The following is a 22,349-nucleotide window of genomic DNA, read 5'->3' on the forward strand; positions in this document are numbered from 1 at the left end:
GGCCTGCTTTTACGCGCGCAGCCAACCCGTCACGGAGAGACGCGCCGTTCCGGCATAAGGCGCGATAAAGCTGACACTGTGCGGCTGCGGCACGGTGAACAGGCTGAGCGCGTTGAAGCGCGGCGCAAATGTTTCGACGACACTGCCGTCCGGGCCGTGAAACAGCAGCAGCCCTCCCCATTCCGGCGACCAATCGGGTGTAAGCCCCAGCACATAGGCCATGCGCCGGCCTTTGCCGGCCACCGCATCGTCATGACAGGTGAGGAAATCGCCGCAAGTATAGCGCGTGGCCTGCGCATCCGCGAAGGTCACATCCATATCCGGCGCAACCATGCTCAAGGCGTCGAGCGTGGTCGGGGCGTTCATCAGCCGCGCAAACGCCAGCAGCCTATCTTCCTCCCTATCCAGTGCGCCGTCCAATAGTGGCAGTGGTTCGGGCACGCGGATAAGATCGTACCGGAAGCGGAAGCCATGGGTGGCTTCGGCATGAAGCGCCTGTTCCAGCGTCGCGCGCGTCGCGACGGGCATCGCGTCCAGATCGGTGCGAGCAATTTCGAACACGGTGGCGGCACCGCTGATGACATGACGCCAGTCCTGGCGGGCCAGCAGCGCGCGCCGCAGGGCATCGGCCGACGCCGCCGATAGAAAGTTCGGTATCTGCACACGGCCAGCGGCGGCGAACCGGCGGCGCAGCAGGCTCCCATCATCACGGCGGTTCAGGCTGAGGTTCACGGACACGGAATGGATCGTCTACCGCCTTGTCTCCACTGCCGGCAAGGTCGGCGCGAAGTGCTGCAGCTCGATCCGACGCGATCGATCAGGTCCGGCGTTCGCCCACGTCGATACGATTGCCGTCCGGATCCGCGAACACGAAGGCGCGTTGGCCATAGTCCTTGTGGCTTAGCCGCTTGATGATCCGGACCCCGGCGGCCTCCAGCAGCGCATAGAGTGCGCCCACATCGCTAACGAAGATATGCATCACGTTCACGGTCGATGCCCTGTGATCCGGCTTCAGGCTCAGATGGATTTCAGCGCGATCCTTTTTCAGAATCATGAAACCGACCGGGTCGCCATTTTCGAACACTTTCCGGAAGCCCAGCCGCTGCGTGTAGAAATCATGCGCGGCCTGTAGGTCGCGCACGCAAATGCCGGGCGCGGCACGCCCGAACGCAATGTCCGACACGCTGTGGTTCGCCATAGAATGTCTCTTCAGGGCAGCGGCGGCGGTGCGCATACCGGTTCGGGAGCGGTGTCCTTTGCTCGATGCTGCAGCGCGCTTGCCGGCCTGTCAATCGCCGCGCGACGATGCGTGTTAACGGCCTTTCAGCGGCGCAATATCGATCGCCGACGGATTCCATTTCTAGATATGATCGAGGATGCCCCCCGCCAGTGCGCGCGCGAAGGCGTCCGCTGCGGGAAGCGACCAGCTCGTATCGAGATACGCCTTTCCAGGAGGCGTCAAAACTTTGCCATTCGCGAACTTGGGGGGCGTGAGCGGTTCGGTTCCGAATGCACGGCCGCGCACGCGGCCATGACGATCCAGCAGGACGGTACAAGGCAAGGTAAAACCATCCGCCCCAATCGGCGTCGCCAGAGCGGTCGACAATTGCGTACCCGGCTCGAGCCAACTGGGCAGGTCCGCCGCATCGACCCGCACAAGCTGCGCGCGCGCAGCTTGTGCGGTCATCTTCTTGCCCTGATGCAGGACCACCACGTCCAGGCCCGCGGCCAGATGGCGCCGCCGCAATGCGGCCAAATCGTGCATCTCCAGCAAGCAGGGAATGCACCATTCGGCCCAGAGCGAGACGAGGCGCACCGCACCCCGCATATCGCCCAGACGATGCGCTCCATCCGGCGTGGCGATCAGAATATCGGGAATCCGGAGGTTGGGCGGCATCGCTTCGAACCGGATAGCGAGCCGATTGCGGGCAAGAGCGGTGCCGGCGAACAGCTTGCGCGGTTTGGCCGGCGGGGCCGCTATCGCGCCGTTCCAGGGCAGCAGAGCGGCGGCCCCGCCGCCGGCGAGGGCGACCAATAGATCGCGTCTTGTGCGTTCAGGCGCCAGCATATCAATCTCCGGTCCGGCGGAGATAAGACATATGCCGCACAGGCTTGCGTTAATAAGGGTGAATTGGCCTCAGCCGAAGGGCAGATCCGCTCACAGCCGGCCCTCCGCCAGCGTCAGCCCGTCGCCATCGCGCCTCTGCGTGGCACGTTCGGTCAGGATGGCAATGCCCCAGATGGCGAGACCGCCCAGAGCCAGCCCGCAACCGACCCAACCGGTTGCCGTCCAGCCATAGCCCGCAGCAATGGCCATGCCGCCGAGCAGCGGCCCAAGCGCGTTCGCCGTATTGAACGCCGAATGGTTGAGTGCGGCCGCCAGGCCTTGCGCGTCGCCGGCAACATCCATCAGGCGCGTCTGGAGCACCGTGCCGAGCGCGCCACCGATGCCGATCGCCAGCACGGCCAATGTGATCGACCACAGATGGCTTGCCGCAAACGGATAGAGCGCAAGCGACACCGCGCTCCACACCAGCAGGCCGCCCGCCGTCGGCATCAGGGCGCGATCGGCGAAGCGCGGCACGATCAGATTGCCGAGCGTCAGGCCGATCCCGAACACCGTCAGCACGAGCGGCAGGCTGTAACCGGGTCCGTGCGTAACCGCGCTCAGCGTCGAGGCGAGATAGGTGTAGACCGCGAACATCCCGCCGAAGCCGATCGCGCCGATCGCCAGCGTCAGCCACACTTGGCCACGCCGCAGCGCGTTCAGCTCGCGCAGCGGGGAAGCGCCCTTTGCCGGCGGATCGGCCGGCACGATCGCCAACACCAAACACGCCGTCAGCACGGCGATGATCGCAACCACCCCGAAACCCCAACGCCATCCCAGCCAATGGCCCAGCGCATTGGCGAGCGGCACGCCGATGATCGTCGCCACCGTCAGGCCCAGCATGACGCGGCCGACCGCCATCGTTCGCCGTTCCGACGGCACCAGGCTGGCGGCAACCAGGGCGGCCGTCCCGAAATAGGCGCCGTGCGGCAGGCCGGCGAGAAACCGGAAGATCAGCAAGATGCGGAATGACGGCGCGATCGCGCTCAGCGCGTTGCCCACCGCGAAGGCCGCCATCAACAGCACCAGCAGCATGCGCCGGCTCATCCGCGCGCCCAGCACCGCCAGCAACGGCGCGCCCACGACGACGCCAAAAGCATAAGCGCTGATCACATGGCCACCGGTCGGCGCGTCCACACCCAGCCCACTGCTGAAATCGGGCAACAGGCTCATCGTCGCAAACTCGGTCGTGCCGATCGCGAAGCCACCCAGGGCCAGGGTGGCGTGGACAAGGCCGGGTGCGAAGATCCGCCGGGGGGCGGGCGTGTCGGCGACGGGCAAACCAATTCCTTCAGGGTAGGTCAGGCCGCGCAGACAATCCGTACGACCGGTGCGTCAGCCGTGCTGGACGGCCTGCGCCACCGTAACCAACAAAGGCGTCGTCGGATGCCCGATCAGCGAAGAAAGCTGACCCGACTCATCGAACAGGGCATCCTGCGCCGCGCCCGCATCCCACCCCGCGACAGCATGCGCAAGCTCCGCGGGAAGGCCGGCACTGATGAGGACCGTGGCATAATCCGATTCCGGCAGGTTGCGGTAAGGAATGTCCCGACCGGCGTGGCGAGAGATTTCTGCCGCCAGGTCCGTCATTCGCCAGGCCTGATCGCCGGCGAGCTCATAGGTCTTGCCGTCATGATCGCCGGCAGCCGCGACGACCGCCAGCGCCTCGGCATAATCGGCACGCGCGGCCGACGAGATGCGGCCATCCGCGGCGCTGCCGACCAGCGCGCCATGGTGAAGCGCGGCCTGGATCGAACCGGCGTAGTTTTCAGAATACCAGCCATTGCGCAGGATGGTGAAGCGCAGGCCCGAGGCCGCCAGATCGGCCTCCGTCGCCAAATGCTCCTGCGCGAGCGAAAGCGGCGACGCATCCGCATGGAGCAGGCTGGTATAGATGACCCTGGCGACACCGGCCGCCTTGGCTGCCGCGATCACCGCACGATGTTGCGCGATACGCTTGCCCACCTCGCTCGACGATATCAGGATCAGCGTTTCGATACCGGCGAGCGATGTAGGAAGGTCATCCGGGCGGTCATAATCGAAGCGACGAACCGCGACCCCCTGGTCCCCAAGCTTGGCCGGATCGCGGGCCAGCGCGATCGGCGGGGAAAGATGCGCATGCGTGGCGAGTGATGTCAGCGCAAGGCGACCAAGATGTCCGCTTGCACCCGTAACGGCGATTGTCATCGTAAACCTCCAGCGTAACCAGCCGCGAGATAGATGCCTTGCTAACTAGAAGTAAGTACGTACATCCGGGTAAGTATGAAGAAAGCTGCTCCGCCGCCGGCATCCCTATCCGACAAGCTGCTGCGCGGCGACCTGATGTCGGTAGACTGCCCGTCGCGTGAGGTGCTGCGCCATATCACCAGTCGCTGGGGCGTGTTGGTGCTGATCGCACTCAGCCAGGGCACGAAGCGGTTCAGCGCGCTCCGGCGCGAAATTGGCGGCGTCAGCGAACGAATGCTGGCGCAGACGCTGCAATGGCTGGAGCAGGACGGGCTGGTCGACCGGACAGCTTTTGCCGTGGTCCCGCCCCACGTCGAATATAGTCTGACGCCGCTTGGCCGGGAGGCCGAGCAGAAAGTTCGCGCGCTGGCCGACTGGATCGAAACGCGCATGCCCCTGCTCGGCAAACGGGATCCGGCGAGCCGCGCGGCCTAGCTGGATTAGCGGGGCCTGCCGCTTGTCTCGCGGGCGCGCGCACCTTTTCATGTCGAGCCCCCTGCAGATCCCCGTTGCGTGCCGGCACGCCGCCGACAATCGGGCGGAAACATTGACGCAGAAACCGGCGCAGCGGATGGCCGTTCCGTAGACGATCATAAGTTGCGTCACAGGGGGAAAGCGATGCCACGTCATATCGGGAAAGGCCTGGCGGCACTTTTAGGCACGGCGCTGCTCGCGATGCCCGCCGCGGCGTCGGAATGGTGGTTCGTCAACACCGGACCAGGCCAAGTCGTGTTCATCGACGCCAAATCGATCGAGCGGAAGAAAGACAACGTCACCTATTGGACCATGTACGTCATCCGCCCCGGCAAGCCGGAGGTGATGATGAAGACGCATATGCGCGCGAATTGCACGCGTCGTACATTGAGCTTCCTGGGCCAGTTCAAGTTCGATGCGCAGGGCCGTCAGATTGGTCAGTCGCCGACCCGGCCAAGCCCGATGCAGCCGGTGCCCCCCGATTCGCTGGGGGATGCGGAGATCAACTTCGCCTGCGGCGACGATGGCGATCATGTTGCCAACGATCAATTCCGGATGGAGGTGGATGAGGTCAAGTTTGCCGAGGCGCTCCTCGCCGCCGGCAACAAGGCGGAACGGGCCCACGATCTGCACGATGCGCTGGCGGGCAAGGCGCGGCCGTTGCCAGCGGCCGACACGGATGCCCCCAGAGCTCCTGAAGTCGTCCCGCTTGTGCCCGACGTCCAGGTCGATCCGCCGGAACCGATGGCGGCCGTCGAGCCGCCATCTGCACCGTCGGAGGAGGCACAACAGCTGACCAAAGACTGCGCCGCAGGCGATGCGCCCACGTGCCGGAAGCTCGGCCGGCTATACGCGGAGGGCGACGGGGTCGGGCAAGACGCTGCGCGCGCCGCGACCTTGTATGATCAGGGGTGCAAGGCAGGCGACGCCCATTCCTGCACCTGGCTCGGCATCGCCTACGTCAAGGGCGAGGGCGTCGCCAAGGACGACTGGGCTGCATCGGCCGCCTTCGCGCGCGCCTGCGAGAAGGGCGGTCCGGCCGATTGCACCAATATCGCTTTGGCATATGCCACCGGCGAGGGCGTGCCCAAGGATTCCCGCCTCGCTGCCCAATATTTCAAGGCGGCGTGCGATCATGGGGATGCCGCCGGCTGCTCCGGCCTGGGCGCCTCCTACATTCTAGGTGGCCCCGATCTGCGCAAACCCGGGCGTGCGCGCGGGCTCTTCAAGAAAGGGTGCGCGGGCGGTGACAGCAATGGCTGCTACAATCTGGGCGTCTTGTACGAACAAGGAATCGGCATGCGTAAAGATCCCGTCCGGGCGATCCCGCTTTATGAGCGCGCATGCGGTGATGACGTCGCCGGCGCGTGCGGCAATCTGGGCTCGATGGTCCAGAGCGGCACGGGCGTCACCAAAGATGCGGCCCGCGCCGCGGCGTTGTTCGAGAAAGCCTGCGACCTGAAAGGCGCGGAAGGCTGCTTCAATGCCGGCCGCGCCTATCAGGCGGGCTCGGGCGTCGAACGCGACACGGCGCGCGCGGCACAATATTATCGGCGCGCGCTGGAGATCGAACCCGACAAAGCGGATGCGCGGCGGGCTTTGACGGCATTGGAGAGTCGCTAGACACACGTCCGCGCCGATCGAGGCTTGCGGTGCGCGGCCTTAGCCGCCACCATCGGCCGATGCAGAGCGGTACGATCATCGAGCCGTCCCATGCCACCCCTCATATGGTGATGCTTCCCGCACGACCGGAACCGTTGCGTCTTGCCGTGGAGCAGACGGCCGTCGTCGTCATCGACATGCAGAATGCCTATGCATCGCCCGGCGGCTATGTGGATCTTGCCGGCTTCGACATTGCCGGCGCGGCCGCCACGATCGAGAAGATCGCGACCGTCCTCGACACCGCGCGCACGGCCGGCGTGCAGGTCATCTATCTGCAAAATGGCTGGGACCCGGATTATGTCGAAGCCGGCGGCCCGGGATCGCCCAACTGGCACAAGTCGAACGCGTTGAAGACGATGCGCGCCCGCCCTGAGCTCAAAGGCCAGCTGCTGGCGCGCGGCGGGTGGGATTATGCGTTGGTCGATCGCCTGGCGCCGAAGCCGGGCGACATATCGCTGCACAAGACGCGCTATTCCGCCTTCTTCAATTCGCAGCTGGACCAGACGCTGCGCGCCCGCGGCATCCGCAACATCGTGTTCGTCGGCATCGCCAGCAATGTCTGCGTCGAAAGCACGCTGCGCGACGGCTTCCATCTCGAATATTTCGGGGTGATGCTGGAAGATGCGACACATCACCTTGGCCCGGACTTCATTCAGCAGGCGACCGTGTACAATGTCGAGAAATTCTTCGGCTGGGTCAGCACGGTTGCGGATTTCTGCGGCAGCTTCGGCCAGCTCGACCGATGACGGGCCGGTCAACGCGTACCGTCACCCTGAACTTGTTTCAGGGTCTATCATGCCTCTGCACCGCCGCTGTCTGTGGCACGATGGATGCTGAAACAAGTTCAGCATGACGAAGGAGTGATAGATGCCCTTTGAACCGATCAACCCGCCGCAATTCCCGACGCCGATCGCGCCCTATTCGGCTGGCGCCAAGGCCGGTAACACGGTCTATGTTTCGGGCGTGCTGGCGCTCGGCGAAGGGGGCGCGGTGCTCCATACCGGCGATGCCGCCGCGCAGACCCGCCATGTGCTGGACGTCATACAAACGACGCTGGAAGCGGCCGGTGCGACCATGGCGGATGTCGCCATGAACCACATATTCCTCAAGGACCTGGCCGATTATGCCGCGTTCAACGCAGTCTATGCCGAATATTTTCCTGGGCCGAAACCGGCTCGTTATTGCGTGAAATGCGAACTGGTGAAGCCGGACTGCCTGGTCGAGATCGCCTCGGTGGCCCATATCGGTGGCTGAGGCTGCGGGCCTCTACTACGAAATATACGGGCCGCCCGATGGTGCGCCGCTTCTGCTTTCGCCGGGCCTTGGCGGTTCGGCCCTTTATTGGAACCCCAACCTGGCGGCGCTCGCCGCGCGCTATCGGGTGATCCTGTACGATCATCGCGGCACCGGCCGCAGCGATCGGGCAGTTCCGGCGGACATGACGATCGACACGATGGCGCAGGACGTGATCGCGCTGCTCGATGCGATCGGGATCGAACGAGTCCATTTCATCGGCCACGCACTTGGCGGGATGATCGGCCTGGCATTGGCGGTGCGTGCGCCCGAACGGTTGTCGAAACTCGTCGTGGTGAATGGCTGGGCCAAGCTCGATCCGTTCACAGAGCTCTGCTTCGACACCCGGCTCGCGCTGCTGCGCGACAGCGGGCCGGAAGCCTATGTCCGCGCGCAGCCGATCTTTCTTTACCCCGCGCACTGGGCGTCCGCCTGCTTCGAAGAGCTGGAGGCGGAGATGGCGCATCAGCTTGCAAGCTTCCCCCCGGTCGAGGTGGTGGAGCGACGCATCGCCGCGTTGCGCGCCTACGATCCCGGCCCGGATCTGCACCGCATCGACCTGCCGGTTCTGGTGATCACCACAAGCGATGATCTGCTGGTACCATGGCAGGCGGGCCGCGCCCTTGCCCAGGCGCTGCCCAACGCGACCCGATGTCAGCAGTTCGGCGGCGGCCATGCCGCCAGCCGGGTAGAGCCGGAGGAATTCCACGCCCGCGTCCTGCCCTGGTTGGCGGACGAGGCCTGGGACGATGAAGAAGAGGGGGAATAGCCATGCAGGTCGGCGTCTTCGTGCCCATCAACAATAATGGCTGGCTGATCAGCGAGAACAGCCCGCAATATATGCCGAGCTTCGACCTGAATAAGGAAATCGCCCTCCGGGCCGAAAAATACGGGCTCGATTTCCTGCTCTCGATGATCAAGCTGCGCGGCTTCGGCGGAAAGACCGAATTCTGGGAATATGGCCTGGAAAGCTTCACGCTGATGGCGGGACTTGCCGCCGTGACCGAGAAGATCAAGATTTACGCCACCTGCCCGACGCTGGTGATCCCGCCGGCCTTCGCAGCGCGCATGTGCAACACGATCGATTCAATCAGCCATGGTCGCTTCGGGCTGAATCTGATCACCGGCTGGCAGCGCCCCGAATATAGCCAGATGGGGCTGTGGCCGGGCGACGAGCATTTCCGCAACCGCTACGACATGCTCGCCGAATATGCGCATATCCTGCGCGAATTGTGGGCGAGCGGCGTATCCGATTTCCACGGCCAATATTATCAGATGGACGATTGCCGCGTCCGCCCGATGCCGACCGGCGACATGAAGATCATCTGTGCGGGCTCGTCCGACGCCGGCCTCGCTTTCTCCGCGCAATATGCTGATTATGCTTTCTGCCTGGGCAAGGGCGTCAACACGCCCAAGGCGTTCGCCTCCAACAACGAACGGCTCGCGCTCGCCACCGCCAAGACCGGCCGCGACGTCTCCGTATTCGTGCTGATCATGATCATCGCCGCCGAAACCGACGCGGAAGCGATGGAGAAGTGGATCCACTATCGCGAAGGCGTCGATGAGGAGGCGGTCGCCTGGCTGGGCGAACAAGGCGCGGCCGACAAGACCAGCGCCACCACCAACGTCCGCCAGTTGGCCGACCGGGAAAGCGCGGTAAACCTCAACATGGGGACCTTGGTAGGAAGCTATGAGACGGTCGCGCGGCTGCTCGACGAAATGGCCGAGGTTCCCAATACGGGCGGCGTGCTGCTGACCTTCGACGATTTCATCGAAGGCGTCGAGACATTCGGCACGCGCATCCAGCCGCTAATGAAAAGCCGCGGCTGAGCGAGGCTGGTGGAGGAGGCGCACGCAGGCCGCCGACTATCGCGGCCCTCCCCCTCCGTCAGGCTAGGCCTGCCACCTCTCCCTAGCGGGGGAGGATTGGAACATCACCCGAGCCGGTAGCTGCCGGTCGCCACAGTAATCCTCCCCCGCCAGGGGGAGGTGGCGCCGAAGGCGACGGAGGGGAAGGACAGCAACAGCGACAGCCAATGATCAAAGCTACGCAGGGATTCAAATGCCTCGCCCTCTGCATCTTTCGGCGGTGGTCGGATTTCATGCCTGCGGAGGGGCTGGCGGTCCGACGAGGTGGCCCACGGCAGCCACGCTCCGGCGCTATTTGTCTTCTTAATCCAGCGCCGGCTTCCCCCGCCCGCGCTTGATCGCCCCCGTCCGCGCCTTGGCGTCGACCCGCTTGGCCTTGGCGGACTTGCTGGGTTTGGTTTTGATCCGCCGCTCCGGGCGCACATGCGCCGCCGCCACCATGTCCGCCAACCGGGCGCGGGCATCGGTGCGGTTGGCTTCTCGCGTACGGAAGCGGCGCGCAGTAACGATGATGCCGCCGTCGAGCGTCCAGCGGCTGCCGGCCAGGCCTTTCAAGCGGGCGAAGACATCCGGCGCGAGCCGCAGCGCATAGACGTCGAGCCGCAGTTGCACGGCGGTGGCGACCTTGTTGACGTTCTGGCCGCCCGGCCCCGTCGCGGCAAGGAATCGTTCCTCCAGCGCCTCTTCGGGCAAAGGTGCGGGTTCGGCGCGTGTCATATTTCCTCACAAATGCCGCTAATGGACTGCAACGCTTTGGCAATTCCATTCGTTCTGGGCAGGCAACACTACCTCTTGTGCATTGCAGCGAACAGCGGCAGTCTGCACCAGCCGAACACATTGACCAGGAGCGGGATGCGCGACGCCTTTGACGAAGTGTGGGGAAGCAGCGGCGATCGTACCGGCCGACCGGGATTCACCGAATTGGCCGGCTGGATCGCCAACACACCGCTGCAGGAACTGGATCGCCGCCAAAAGGCTGCCGAGGCCGCATTCCGACAATTAGGCATAACCTTCGCCGTCTATGGCGAAGAAGAAAGCGCCGAGCGCATCATCCCCTTCGATATCGTGCCGCGCATTTTCACGCACAAGGAATGGGAGCGGCTGAAAGAAGGCCTGGTCCAGCGGGTCGAGGCGATCAACGCCTTCCTGACCGACGTCTATGGCCGGCAACGGATCATCCACGATGGTATCGTTCCGGCCGAACTGGTGCTCGCCAACCCGCAATTTCGCGGCTTCCTCCACGGCCAGAAACCGCCGCACGGCGTATTTGCGCATATTTGCGGGATCGATCTGGTGCGGACCGGGCCGGACGATTTCTTCGTGCTGGAGGATAATGCCCGCACGCCATCGGGCGTGTCGTACATGCTGGAAAATCGGGAGGCGATGCTACGCCTCTGCCCCGAACTGTTCCGCCGTTTTCCGGTTTGCCCGGTCGACCGCTACCCCGATCAGCTGCGCGACACGTTGCGCTCGGTCGCCCCTCGCGGCAGTGCGTCGGAACCGGTCTGCGTGCTGCTGACGCCCGGCCATTATAATTCGGCCTTCTATGAACATAGCTTCCTGGCTGACTCGATGGGGATCGAACTGGTCGAAGCGGCGGACCTGGAGGTCGACGACGATGTCGTGTGGATGCGCACGATCGACGGACGCGTGCGCGTCGACGTCATCTATCGCCGTATCGACGACGATTATATCGATCCGCTGCTGTTCCGGCCGGATTCGCTGCTGGGCGTGCCCGGGCTGATCGCGGCCTATCGCGCGGGCAATGTGGCCTTGGTCAACGCCCCCGGCACCGGCATCGCAGACGACAAGGCGATCTATTCCTACATGCCGGAGATCGTGAAATATTATTCCGGTGAGGATGTGAAGCTGCCGAATGTGGAGACATATCGCTGCCGCGAGCCGGAGGCGCTGCAATATGTTCTCGACAATCTGGAGCAGCTGGTCGTCAAACTGGTCGATGGATCGGGCGGCTATGGCATGCTGGTCGGCCCGACCGCGAGCAGCAAGCAGATCGAGGATTTCCGTGCCGCGCTGATCGCCGAGCCGCAGCGTTATATCGCACAGCCGACCCTTGCGCTTTCGACGGTGCCGACGCTGACCGACAAGGGCGTTGCGCCACGCCACGTCGATTTTCGCCCGTTCGTGCTGACGGGCGCGGAGGGGGTCCATATCGTGCCCGGCGGGCTCACCCGCGTCGCGCTGATCGAAGGATCGCTGGTGGTGAATTCCAGCCAGGGTGGCGGCACCAAGGACAGCCTGATCCTGTCGGACGTCACCCAATATCAATCGCAAGGCCCGGACGGGCAGACGCAGCGGCAGGGCTAGATGCTAAGTCGCACCGCAGCCCAGCTTTATTGGATCGGCCGCTACGTCGAGCGGGCCGAATTTACCGCACGCCTGCTGGAAGCGACCTTGCGGCTGGATGCGCTCTCGGCGCGCCCGGCGGGGCAGGTCGCGTGGGACAGCGCGCTGCGCGTGACCGCCTGCGACAAACGCTATGCCGCGACCGGGCTGCCGACCGAGCCACAATCGGTGTCCGGTTATCTGACGCTGTCGCCGGACAATTCCAGTTCCATTCGCTCCTGCCTCGATTCGGCGCGGTCGAATGCCAAATCGGTGCGGACGGCGCTCACGCGTGACGCCTGGGAGGCGATCAACCGCGCCTGGCTGGGGCTGCGCGGGCTCGCGACCACCGGCGGCTATGAGGAAACGCTGGCACTGACCGCCATGATCCGCGCGGAAACGCGAGGCTTCGAGGGCGCGCTTCACCATATGTTGCGCAACGAGGCCTATCATTTCATCGGTCTGGGCGCCGCGATCGAACGCGCCGACAACACCGCGCGCCTGATCGACGTCAAATATCATCTTTTGCTGCCCGAAGGCGAGAAGGTCGGCGGGGTCATCGATCGCGATCAGTGGACGACGATCCTGCATACGGTTTCGGCGAATACCGCCTATCGCTGGCTGTATCGGGACGGGTTGAAGCCCTGGCTGGTCGCCGACATGCTGATCCTGCGCAGCGAAGTGCCGCGGAGCCTGGCGGGCGCGATCGACGAGGTCGTCCAGCATCTGGCCTATATCGGCAAGCGGCTGGGCCGGCAGGGCGAGGCCGATCGGCTCGCGCGCCGCTGTCAGACGACGTTGAGCCGCACGTCGATCGATGCCGTATTCGGCCAAGGTCTCCACGAATATCTGGAAGCCTTTGTCGTCGAAGCCAGCCAGATCGATCGCGCGATCGGCCAGCAATTCCGCTTCGCATGACGATCGGGTAGGACAGATCGCCCATGCGCCTTTTTGTATCCCACCGCACCGAATATCGCTTTTCGGAGCCACAGAAGCGGCTCGTCCAGCTGTTGCGGCTGACGCCGGGCAATCATGCCGGGCAAAGTGTCGTGTCCTGGTCGATCGATGTCGATCGCGACGCACGGCTGAAACCCGCCCGCGATGGCTATGGCAACGAAACGACGATGCTCTACGTCGATGGTCCGCTGGATCGCATCACCATTTCGGTGTCGGGCGAAGTGCTGACGGAGGATCGCGCCGGCTTGCTCGATGCCGCGGCCGAGCCTCTGCCGCCGCTCCATTTTCTGCAGACGACACCGCTTACCCGGGCCGATGCCCGGTTGCAGGGCTATGTCGCCGGGCTGGAACTGCCGGGCGATCCCCTGGCCGGGGCGCACCTGCTGGCGGAACGCATCCACGATTATCTGGTGCTGGACGACCCCCAGATTGGCGGCGATCATAGTGCTGCGGCCGCCTTGGCCAGCCGCAGGGCCGATGCGCAGGCGGCCGCCCATTTGCTGATTTCGGCCGCCCGCCTGGTCGGATATCCGGCGCGCTACGTCGCCGGGCATCTGTATCGGCCCTATCAGGCAGAAGGCCATGCCGCCCATGGCTGGGCCGAATTGCATGTCGAAGGCTATGGCTGGATCGGCTTCGACGCGCATGAAGGCCGCTGCCCGACCGAATCCTATGTGCGCGTTGCCGTAGGGCTGGATCATGGCCAGGCAGCCCCGATTTCGGGCGCCCGGATCGGCGGCGGCGGCGAAGAGCTGGCGGTCGACGTCCATGTGGGCCCGGAACCGGCGCCGCAATAGCCATTTTTCGCTGAAAACTCGCCCTTCTCCCCTGCAGGTGCGCGCCGGGGTCACCGGATTATTGGCGCTAAACCCTGCCAAACGCCTTCCCCCACACCCTTCCCCTTGCTAGTGCGCCCGCCATACACCGCATCGCAGCAAGGGACTCTGCCCATGACCGCCGTCGGCCACGACACGCTCAATACTCGTTCGACGCTCGACGTCGGCGGCCGCAAGTTCGATTATTATTCGCTCGCCAAGGCGGCTGAAAATATCGGCGACATTTCGCGCCTGCCCTTCTCGATGAAGGTCCTGCTGGAAAACCTGCTGCGGTTCGAAGACGGAAAGACGGTCACGGCCGACGATCTGAAAGCCATGGTACAGTGGCTGGTCGATCGCTCGTCGGAGCGCGAAATTCAATATCGCCCGGCCCGCGTGCTGATGCAGGATTTCACCGGCGTGCCCTGCGTCGTCGATCTGGCGGCCATGCGCGACGCGATCACCGCGCTGGGCGGCGATGCGCAGAAGATCAACCCGCTCGTGCCCGTCCACCTTGTCATCGATCACTCGGTCATGGTCGACGAATTCGGCACGCCCAAGGCATTCGAGCATAATGTCGAGATCGAATATCAGCGCAACATGGAGCGGTATGAGTTCCTGCGCTGGGGTTCGAAGGCGCTCGACAATTTCAAGGTGGTGCCGCCCGGCACCGGCATCTGCCACCAGGTCAATCTGGAACATATCGCGCAGACGATCTGGGTCTCCAAGGGCGCGGACGGCGCCGATATCGCCTATCCGGACACGTGCGTCGGCACCGACAGCCACACCACGATGGTCAACGGCCTGGGCGTGCTGGGCTGGGGCGTCGGCGGGATCGAGGCCGAGGCTGCGATGCTCGGCCAGCCGGTATCGATGCTAATCCCGGAAGTCGTCGGCTTCAAGCTGACCGGCACGCTGGCCGAAGGCATTACCGCGACCGATCTGGTGCTGACCGTCACGCAGATGCTGCGCCAGAAGGGCGTCGTCGGCCGGTTCGTGGAATTTTACGGCCCGGGTCTCGACGCATTGAGCCTCGCCGATCGTGCGACCATCGCCAACATGGCGCCGGAATATGGCGCAACCTGCGGCTTCTTCCCGGTCGATCAGGCAACGATCAACTATCTGCGCCTCACCGGCCGCGAAGAGGGCCAGATCGAGCTGGTCGAGGCCTATGCCCGGGCACAGGGCATGTGGCGCGATGCCAACCTGCCCGATCCGGTCTTCACCGATACGCTCGCGCTCGACATGTCGACCGTGCAGCCGAGCCTTGCCGGCCCGAAACGCCCGCAGGACAAGGTGCTGCTCACCAACGTCGACGAGAATTTCAACAACGAACTGGTCAAGGGCTATAAGAAGACCGGCGAAAGCGACGTCCGCGTGCCCGTGGAGGGCGAGGATTTCGAGGTCGGCCATGGCGATGTCGTGATCGCCGCGATCACCAGCTGCACCAACACCTCCAACCCCAACGTGCTGGTCGCGGCCGGCTTGGTCGCCCGCAAGGCGCGCGCGCTCGGCCTCAAGCCCAAGCCCTGGGTCAAGACCAGCCTTGCCCCCGGCAGTCAGGTCGTGACCGATTATCTGAACAAGGCGAAGCTCACCGAAGATCTCGACGCGATCGGCTTCAACCTGGTCGGCTATGGCTGCACCACCTGCATCGGCAATTCCGGTCCGCTGCCGACGCCGATCAGCAAGGCCATCAACGAGAACGATCTTGTCGCCGCCTCCGTCCTGTCCGGCAACCGCAACTTCGAAGGCCGCGTCTCGCCCGACGTGCGCGCCAACTTCCTCGCCTCGCCGCCGCTGGTCGTCGCCTATGCGCTCAAGGGCACCGTGCGGGAGGACATCACCTCTACCCCGATCGGCACGACGCCCGAAGGCAAGCCGGTGATGCTGAAGGACCTCTGGCCGACCAATCACGAAATTACCGACATCATCACCTCGGTGATCGATTCGGAAATGTACCGCACGCGCTATGCCAACGTGTTCGAAGGCGATCGCAAGTGGCGCGCCATCACCATCGAAGGCTCCGATACCTATAGCTGGTCGGCAGGCTCCACCTACGTGCAGAACCCGCCCTATTTCGAGGGCATGACGATGACGCCGAAGGCGGTGGAGGACATCATCGATGCCCGGCCGCTCGCCATTCTGGCCGATTCGATCACCACCGATCACATCTCGCCCGCGGGATCGATCAAGGCCGACAGCCCGGCCGGTCGTTATCTGAACGAGCATCAGGTTTCGAAGGCGGACTTCAATTCCTACGGCGCGCGGCGCGGCAATCACGAAGTGATGATGCGCGGCACCTTCGCCAACATCCGCATCCGCAATGAGATGGTGCCTGGCGTCGAAGGCGGCATGACCCGCTATGTGCCGACCGGCGAAACGCTGGCCATCTACGACGCCGCGCAGAAATATAAGGCAGACGCCACGCCGCTCGTGATTGTCGCCGGCAAGGAATATGGCACCGGCTCGTCGCGCGATTGGGCGGCCAAGGGCACGACCCTGCTGGGCGTGCGCGCCGTCATCGCCGAAAGCTTCGAGCGCATCCATCGCTCGAACCTGGTCGGCATGGGCGTGCTGCCGCTGCAATTCCCGGAAGGCACCGATCGCAAGACGCTCGGGCTGGATGGCAGCGAGCTCTTCTCGATCGACAATGTCGCCGGCCTGCGCCCGCGCCAGACGGTTACCGTCCGGCTGAAGCGCACCGACGGCAGCGAAGAGACGTTCGAAGCGCGCTGCCGCATCGATACCGTCAACGAGCTGGACTATTTCCTCAACGGCGGCATCCTGCCCTACGTCCTGCGCAAGCTGGCGGCGTAAAGAGACCTGATCAGCTCCACCTCTCCAGGGTGGGGCTGATCATACCTAATGTTGTCATCGCGAGGCGCGGAACGCGCCGTGGCGATCCAGTCCCGCATAGGAGCTGGATTGCTTCGCTTCGCTCGCAATGACGACTCTTCTAGGAGGTCGCAGCTGGCCTAACCGCCACCGCTAGCCAATCGGGCACGATCACCCCGGCATCCCCCGCGGCAATCCGCTCGACCTGCAGCCGCTTCACGGCAAGGCGGAGCTCCGGATAATAAACATAGGCGGCATCGCCCGGATCGTCCGTCGCGTGGGCCGCCACCAGCCGGCGGTTGACCTTCTGGCGCCAGTTCATGCGCGCCGTATTCTCTTGGCCGACATAGCAGCCCTTGGTGAAGCTCACCCCTTCGAGCTCGATCGCATTGGCTTCCAGCCAAAGCGTCTTGTCCGATCCCAGTTCTGCGACACCCTCGGTCACGCCCAGCGCCAGCCGGTGCGCGCGCCAGCCATCGACCGGTGCGTCTGGAGGCGCGATCCAGCGCCGGCCGAGTGCCGCCAGCCGCGGATCGGGCACGCCAGCGTCCCCCTCCGGCGCCCAGTGCACTGCAAGCGCAGCGTCCACCGCAATCACGATCGCGCGCCGCAATCGATAGAGGGAAAGCCGCCGCGCCAGTGCCTCCGCCTGATCCCGCTCGCAATCGACCAGCAGATCGTCGCCATCGTCCCAGACCAGGAAATCGAAGAGCGCTTTGCCCTGGGCGGTCAGCAGCCCCGCCCAGACCGGTAAAGGTCCGGTAACATCATTCGTTACCAGCCCCTGGAGGAAGCCGCGCACATCCTCCCCGGACAAGCGGATCACGGCGCGGTCGGCAAGGGTGGTCGCGGTCATGGGAGCGAGGTAGGGATGCGCGGACCAGATGCCAACGGAGTCGCTTGTGGCCACCTATGATCTTCTCCTCAAGAACGGCGTCGTGTGGACGCCGGGCGGCCCGGTCGAGACGTCGGTCGGCGTGCGCGACGGCCGCATCATCGCCATTGGCGAGCCGGGGGATGCCGGCGAGACGATCGACTGCACCGGCCTGACCGTGCTGCCGGGCGTGGTCGACAGCCAGGTCCACTTCCGCGAGCCCGGGCTGGAAGCGAAGGAGGATCTGGAGAGCGGCAGCCGCGCCGCGGTTCTGGGCGGCGTCGTCGCCGTGTTCGAAATGCCGAACACCAAGCCCAATACCGACAGCGAAGCCGCGATCCACGACAAGCTGGCGCGGGCCGAAGACCGCATGTGGTGCGATCATGCCTTCTATGTCGGTGCGACCAGCGCCAATGCCGATCTGCTGGGCGAGCTGGAACGACTGCCCGGCACCGCTGGCGTCAAGATTTTCATGGGCGCATCGACCGGCGATCTGCTCGTCTCGGAAGATACGGAGCTCGCCCGCGTGCTGGCCCATGGCCGCCGCCGCGTGGCGATCCACGCCGAGGACGAGCCGCGCATGCAGGCGCGCTTGGGCGAACGCGTCGTGGGCGACCCCCGATCGCACCCGGTGTGGCGCGACGATGAGAGCGCGATGCTGGCGACGCAACGCATCCTGCGCCTGGCGCGGGCCGCGCGCCGCCCGATCCATATTCTGCACGTCACCACGCCGGCGGAACTCGAATATATTTCCCGCAACAAGGATATCGCCACCTGCGAGGTGACGCCGCAGCATCTGACGCTGGCCGGCGAAGAGGCTTACCCGCGGCTCGGCACCTACGCCCAGATGAACCCGCCGATCCGATCCGGCGCGCATCGCGATGGTTTGTGGCGCTGGCTGAACCAGGGCGTTCCCGACGTGCTGGGCTCCGATCATGCGCCGCATACCAAGGAGGAAAAAGCCAAGCCTTATCCGGATTCGCCGAGCGGCATGCCGGGTGTGCAGACGCTGCTGCCGTTGATGCTCAACCATGTCGCGCATGGACGCCTGACGCTGCAGCGCCTGGTCGAACTGACCTCGGCCGGCCCGCAACGCGTGTTCGGCATGACCGGGAAGGGCCGCATCGCCGCCGGCTATGATGCCGATTTCACGCTCGTCGATCTGAAGGCGAAATGGACGATCGAGGACAATTGGCTGGCGTCGCGCTGCGGCTGGTCGCCTTTCACGGGCATGGAGATCACCGGAAAGCCGGTGGCCACGATCATCCGCGGCCGCACCGTGATGCGGGATGGCGCGCTGGCCGCCAAGGCGATCGGCCGGCCGATCCGCTTCGATTCCGCATCCTGGGAATGACAGAGGCGCCCCTGCTGCGCCGGGATGACGGACGCCGCAGGGCTCGCTAAGAGGCCCGACCATGAACGACACCAGCAGCACTCCGACGCCGCCCGATCGCCTCTCCGTCGATCCCCGCAGCCCCCATTACGACCCCGATTCGCTGGGACGTGGGGTGGGCATCATCTTCAACGGGCAGGAACGCTTCAACGTCGAGGAATATTGCGTCAGCGAAGGTTGGGTGCGGCTTGCCATGGCGAAGACGCGCGATCGCAAGGGCAATCCGCTGACGATGAAGATGAACGGTACGGTCGAACCGTTCTTCCGCGACGGCGCACCGGAACCGGAACAGCCCTGAACACCACTCGTTAGTTTCCCCTAACCTGGTCTGATCGGGGCCGTTTCGGGAGATTGTCGATGGGTAAAGCGTTCATCCTATGGCTGCTGGGTGTCCCGCTGGGCCTGGTCCTCGTCTTATACTTGCTGTTCTTCCGCTAAGGGCGAGCGGTAGCTGCCGACGCGGCGCTGCCTGCCGTCATGACTTTGGAGCACGCGGCGCCTAAAAAGGGCGCCGTCCCACCCGGGGAACGCCCGCTAACCCGTCCGCAAAGGTCCCACCCCTTGGCCAAAACGCCCCCCCTCACCGAAGCCGAATTGTCGGCAGGCCAACCCCGCCGCCGCCCGCGCCATCAAGCGCTGGAGATTGGCAGCCGGACGTTGAGCCCGTCGACGCTGATGATGGGCCATGGCTTCGACCCCGCTCTGTCGGAAGGGTCGCTCAAGCCGCCCGTCTTCCTGACATCGACCTATGTTTTCGAAAGTGCCGCGGCCGGCAAACGCTTTTTCGAAGGCGTGACGGGCAAGCGGCCGGGTGGTGCCGAAGGCCTGGTCTATTCGCGGTTCAACGGCCCCAATCAGGAAATCCTGGAGGACCGTCTCGGCATCTGGGAAGGCGCTGAGGACGCGCTGACCTTCTCCTCCGGCATGTCGGCGATCGCGACCGTGCTGCTGGCAATGGTCCAGCCGGGCGACACGATCGTCCATTCCGCCCCCCTCTATGCCGCCACCGAAACGCTGATCGGCAAGATTCTCGGCAAGCTTGGCATCAACTGGCTCGATTTTCCCGCCGGCGCGACCCGCGAAGAGATTGATGCGGTCATGAACAAGGCCAAAGCGCATGGCCGCGTCCCGCTCATCTATCTGGAAAGTCCCGCCAACCCCACCAACGCGCTCGTTGATATCGAGGCGGTCACCGCCTCACGCGATGCCTTGTTCGAGGGCGAGAAACCGGTGGTGGTGATCGACAACACCTTCCTCGGCCCCTTGTGGCAGCAGCCGCTGAAGCACGGCGCCGATATCGTCATCTACAGCCTGACCAAATATGCGGGCGGCCATAGCGATCTCGTGGCGGGCGGCGCGGTCGGATCGAAGGCGGCGCTCGCGCCGATCCGGTTGATGCGCAACACGATCGGCACGATCCTGGATCCGCATCCGGCGTGGATGCTGCTGCGTTCGCTGGAAACGCTGGAATTGCGCATGAGCCGTGCGGGCGAGAATGCCGCCAAGGTCTGCGCGTGGCTGCGCGATCAGCCCAAGGTCGAACATGTCGGCTATCTGGGCTTCCTGGAAGAAGGGTCGCGTCAGGCCGATATCTATAACCGCCATTGTTCGGGCGCGGGATCGACCTTCTCGCTGTATTTGAAGGGCGGGGAGCCTGAGGCGTTCCGTTTCCTCGATGCGCTCAAGATCGCCAAACTCGCGGTCAGCCTGGGTGGCACGGAGACGCTGGCGAGCCATCCTGCCGGCATGACGCATCTTTCGGTGCCGCAGGAGCGCAAGGACGCCCTTGCCATTGGCGACAACCTTGTCCGTATCTCGATCGGGGTCGAGAATGCGGACGATCTGATCGCGGATTTCGAACAGGCGCTGGCGGCGATCTAATCACCCTTCGCGACTGCGCGCATTTGGGGCAGGGTTACCTGCTCGCGTCGGCCGGCCGCTTTTTCAGGCCGACGATGTCGATCGCACCGTCGTTCCAGCGCCGCACAATGTAGCGGCCGCGGTGCAGTTGGCGCAGGAACCGATCGTCCGGATCGAACGTCGATGCGCCCAGTCGCAACAGCCAGATGGTTGGAACGGCCTGGGTGGCGGATTCCTGGGCGATGGCGTGCAATGTCGCCGGCGGCAGAACCGATACGCCGCGCGTCCCGGTCGGATGCCAGCCGCCGCCAATCTCCAGCGATGGCACATCGCTTGGTATCGCCCGGATCGGAAGCTGCAGCTTCTTGTCGCGTAGCGCATAGGCCAGCGGCAGCTTGCCCTCATTCGGATAGGCGAACACGACATCGCCGTGCCGGGCGTGGGTCTTCAGCCAGGCGACGGTGCGATACCAGTTCAGCTCCGGCCCGCGCACCCGCGCCTTGATATCCGCCACGAGCATCGATCCGCCGAGCAGAAGGGCCGCCGCGGCGCGGGCCAGCCGATACCGGCCTTCGGCGGTCGCTCCGATCGCGAGCAGCAGCAGTGCGGGCACCGCGACCGGCGTCATGATGCGGGTGATGAATATCGGCGTAACCGTCAAAGAGACCAGGATCGCGCAGCAGACCGGCACCAGCGCCAGCGTGATCAATATCGCGCCCAGACGCGCGCCATTGTTCAGGCGCGCGAGGGCCAGGCCGGCCCAGACGACGAGGACCGGGCTGGCAAGGCCCGCCCACCCCGCCACCCCATAGAGGGTCATGATGCGATCCAGCAGCAACCCGTCCAGCCGGAATTGCAGCCAGGTGCTGGCGGTCCATGCCTCTGCCTGCGCCCGCAGGATCGCCAATCCCGGCAGATACCAAAGGGCCACGACGAGGTGCCCGGTCACCAGCCAGGCCCAGTCTGCGCGCGTGAGCCGGCGGCCAAGCAGAGCGATCCCAAGCGCCATTGTCAGCGCGAGCCCGAACAGCGGCCCGAGATTGTGGAGCCACAACAGCGCCTCTTCCAGCAGCAGATACCCGATGTAGCCTGCGCCCTTCAGCGGCTGGCCGCGCTCGATCCGTCGGGCCAGCCGCAACAGCAGCAGCATCGCGCCGGCATAGACAAGGATCATCAGAGGATATGGCCGCACCTCGCGCGCCATTTCGACCAGTCCGAGCGAGACGCAGGCGAACGCAATTGCCACCATTTCCAGGCGTCGGCGCGCGCGATTGTCCCAGCCAATCCAATGGCCGGCTTCGCGCGCCGCCAGCGCCACAATCGGCAAGGTCGCCATCCCGGCGACGAGCCCGAGCAGCCGCAGCGCCCGCGTACCATCCCCGAACAGGCCCACCCACAGATGGAGCAGACTGTAATAAAAGGGCGGATGGGTTTCGTAGAGCGGCACGATCCGCCACAGGAATGCCCAGTCGTGCCCCGCCGCATAGGCGCTATAGGCCTCGTCCAGCCACAGGGGCGCGGCGGCGATGTCCCAGCCCCGCAGCAGCAGCCCGGTGACCGCCAACAGGCCGATTATGGACCAATATCTGCGTGCCCCCTGCATCGTTGCGATGCTTAGGTCGAATACGGGCACTT

21 protein-coding genes are annotated in these 22,349 nt (G+C 64.8%); 13 read left to right on the forward strand and 8 right to left on the reverse strand.

Going from position 1 to position 22,349, the window contains the following annotated elements; genetic code table 11:
* Positions 1–9 precede the first annotated feature (9 nt).
* The 5 genes from ACSBM8_RS17960 to ACSBM8_RS17980 form a co-directional block, all read right to left on the reverse strand.
* On the reverse strand, positions 10–738 hold the full coding sequence (locus ACSBM8_RS17960) for a 2OG-Fe(II) oxygenase (protein WP_442679356.1): 729 nt from the start codon (positions 736–738) through the stop codon (positions 10–12).
* 79 nt (positions 739–817) lie between these two features.
* Complete coding sequence (locus ACSBM8_RS17965; protein ID WP_442679357.1) at positions 818–1,198, reverse strand: glyoxalase superfamily protein; 381 nt, start codon at positions 1,196–1,198, stop codon at positions 818–820.
* A 162-nt stretch (positions 1,199–1,360) separates the two neighbouring features.
* Positions 1,361–2,068: a TlpA family protein disulfide reductase gene (locus ACSBM8_RS17970; RefSeq protein ID WP_442679358.1), complete on the reverse strand. Its 708-nt coding sequence runs from the start codon at positions 2,066–2,068 to the stop codon at positions 1,361–1,363.
* A 90-nt stretch (positions 2,069–2,158) separates the two neighbouring features.
* Positions 2,159–3,388 (reverse strand): MFS transporter, encoded by a 1,230-nt coding sequence (locus tag ACSBM8_RS17975; protein WP_442679359.1) that lies wholly within the window; start codon positions 3,386–3,388, stop codon positions 2,159–2,161.
* Positions 3,389–3,442: 54 nt separating this feature from the next.
* Positions 3,443–4,294: an NAD(P)H-binding protein gene (locus ACSBM8_RS17980; RefSeq protein ID WP_442679360.1), complete on the reverse strand. Its 852-nt coding sequence runs from the start codon at positions 4,292–4,294 to the stop codon at positions 3,443–3,445.
* Positions 4,295–4,369: 75 nt separating this feature from the next.
* On the opposite strand from ACSBM8_RS17980, the gene ACSBM8_RS17985 reads away from it, so the two are divergent.
* The 6 genes from ACSBM8_RS17985 to rutA all read left to right on the forward strand — a co-directional run bounded on the left by ACSBM8_RS17985 (position 4,370) and on the right by rutA (position 9,592).
* Positions 4,370–4,768: a winged helix-turn-helix transcriptional regulator gene (locus ACSBM8_RS17985; RefSeq protein WP_442679361.1), complete on the forward strand. Its 399-nt coding sequence runs from the start codon at positions 4,370–4,372 to the stop codon at positions 4,766–4,768.
* A gap of 183 nt (positions 4,769–4,951) precedes the next feature.
* Positions 4,952–6,430 carry a tetratricopeptide repeat protein gene (locus ACSBM8_RS17990; protein ID WP_442679362.1) on the forward strand — a complete coding sequence of 493 codons (1,479 nt, stop codon included), beginning with the start codon at positions 4,952–4,954 and terminating at the stop codon, positions 6,428–6,430.
* A gap of 59 nt (positions 6,431–6,489) precedes the next feature.
* Positions 6,490–7,215, forward strand: coding sequence for a pyrimidine utilization protein B (gene rutB, locus ACSBM8_RS17995; protein ID WP_442681636.1), 726 nt, complete (start codon positions 6,490–6,492; stop codon positions 7,213–7,215).
* A gap of 121 nt (positions 7,216–7,336) precedes the next feature.
* Entirely contained in the window at positions 7,337–7,723 is a 387-nt protein-coding gene (rutC, locus tag ACSBM8_RS18000) for a pyrimidine utilization protein C (RefSeq protein WP_442679363.1), read from the forward strand.
* A complete protein-coding gene (rutD, locus tag ACSBM8_RS18005) occupies positions 7,716–8,531 on the forward strand; it encodes a pyrimidine utilization protein D (RefSeq protein WP_442679364.1) in 816 nt (271 codons plus the stop codon). Before rutC ends, rutD begins: the two co-directional genes overlap by 8 nt.
* 2 nt (positions 8,532–8,533) lie before the next feature.
* On the forward strand, positions 8,534–9,592 hold the full coding sequence (rutA, locus tag ACSBM8_RS18010; protein WP_442679365.1) for a pyrimidine utilization protein A: 1,059 nt from the start codon (positions 8,534–8,536) through the stop codon (positions 9,590–9,592).
* A gap of 342 nt (positions 9,593–9,934) precedes the next feature.
* On the opposite strand, the gene arfB is transcribed toward rutA, so the two are convergent.
* Positions 9,935–10,348, reverse strand: a complete 414-nt coding sequence (gene arfB, locus ACSBM8_RS18015) for an alternative ribosome rescue aminoacyl-tRNA hydrolase ArfB (protein WP_442679366.1) — start codon at positions 10,346–10,348, stop codon at positions 9,935–9,937.
* Between the two features lie 135 nt (positions 10,349–10,483).
* On the opposite strand from arfB, the gene ACSBM8_RS18020 reads away from it, so the two are divergent.
* From ACSBM8_RS18020 to acnA, 4 genes are all read left to right on the forward strand, one after another.
* Complete coding sequence (locus tag ACSBM8_RS18020; protein ID WP_442679367.1) at positions 10,484–11,959, forward strand: circularly permuted type 2 ATP-grasp protein; 1,476 nt, start codon at positions 10,484–10,486, stop codon at positions 11,957–11,959.
* Positions 11,960–12,895 (forward strand): alpha-E domain-containing protein, encoded by a 936-nt coding sequence (locus ACSBM8_RS18025; protein WP_442679368.1) that lies wholly within the window; start codon positions 11,960–11,962, stop codon positions 12,893–12,895. It abuts the gene before it with no gap.
* A gap of 23 nt (positions 12,896–12,918) precedes the next feature.
* Positions 12,919–13,731, forward strand: coding sequence for a transglutaminase family protein (locus tag ACSBM8_RS18030; protein ID WP_442679369.1), 813 nt, complete (start codon positions 12,919–12,921; stop codon positions 13,729–13,731).
* A 153-nt stretch (positions 13,732–13,884) separates the two neighbouring features.
* Positions 13,885–16,569 (forward strand): aconitate hydratase AcnA, encoded by a 2,685-nt coding sequence (acnA, locus tag ACSBM8_RS18035; protein WP_442679370.1) that lies wholly within the window; start codon positions 13,885–13,887, stop codon positions 16,567–16,569.
* 139 nt (positions 16,570–16,708) lie between these two features.
* Here acnA and ygfZ read toward each other — a convergent pair whose 3' ends face one another.
* Entirely contained in the window at positions 16,709–17,443 is a 735-nt protein-coding gene (gene ygfZ, locus ACSBM8_RS18040; protein ID WP_442679371.1) for a CAF17-like 4Fe-4S cluster assembly/insertion protein YgfZ, read from the reverse strand.
* A gap of 28 nt (positions 17,444–17,471) precedes the next feature.
* On the opposite strand from ygfZ, the gene ACSBM8_RS18045 reads away from it, so the two are divergent.
* The 3 genes from ACSBM8_RS18045 to ACSBM8_RS18055 all read left to right on the forward strand — a co-directional run bounded on the left by ACSBM8_RS18045 (position 17,472) and on the right by ACSBM8_RS18055 (position 20,735).
* On the forward strand, positions 17,472–18,815 hold the full coding sequence (locus ACSBM8_RS18045; RefSeq protein ID WP_442679372.1) for a dihydroorotase: 1,344 nt from the start codon (positions 17,472–17,474) through the stop codon (positions 18,813–18,815).
* Positions 18,816–18,876: 61 nt separating this feature from the next.
* Positions 18,877–19,152 carry a DUF3297 family protein gene (locus ACSBM8_RS18050; protein ID WP_442679373.1) on the forward strand — a complete coding sequence of 92 codons (276 nt, stop codon included), beginning with the start codon at positions 18,877–18,879 and terminating at the stop codon, positions 19,150–19,152.
* 263 nt (positions 19,153–19,415) lie between these two features.
* Positions 19,416–20,735 carry a cystathionine gamma-synthase family protein gene (locus tag ACSBM8_RS18055; RefSeq protein WP_442679374.1) on the forward strand — a complete coding sequence of 440 codons (1,320 nt, stop codon included), beginning with the start codon at positions 19,416–19,418 and terminating at the stop codon, positions 20,733–20,735.
* A 34-nt stretch (positions 20,736–20,769) separates the two neighbouring features.
* Here ACSBM8_RS18055 and ACSBM8_RS18060 read toward each other — a convergent pair whose 3' ends face one another.
* Positions 20,770–22,317, reverse strand: a complete 1,548-nt coding sequence (locus ACSBM8_RS18060; RefSeq protein ID WP_442679375.1) for a glycosyltransferase family 39 protein — start codon at positions 22,315–22,317, stop codon at positions 20,770–20,772.
* Positions 22,318–22,349: the final 32 nt, after the last annotated feature.

It is taken from the genome of Sphingomonas sp. ASY06-1R (assembly GCF_052180265.1).
Classification (GTDB): Bacteria; Pseudomonadota; Alphaproteobacteria; order Sphingomonadales; family Sphingomonadaceae; genus Sphingomonas_I.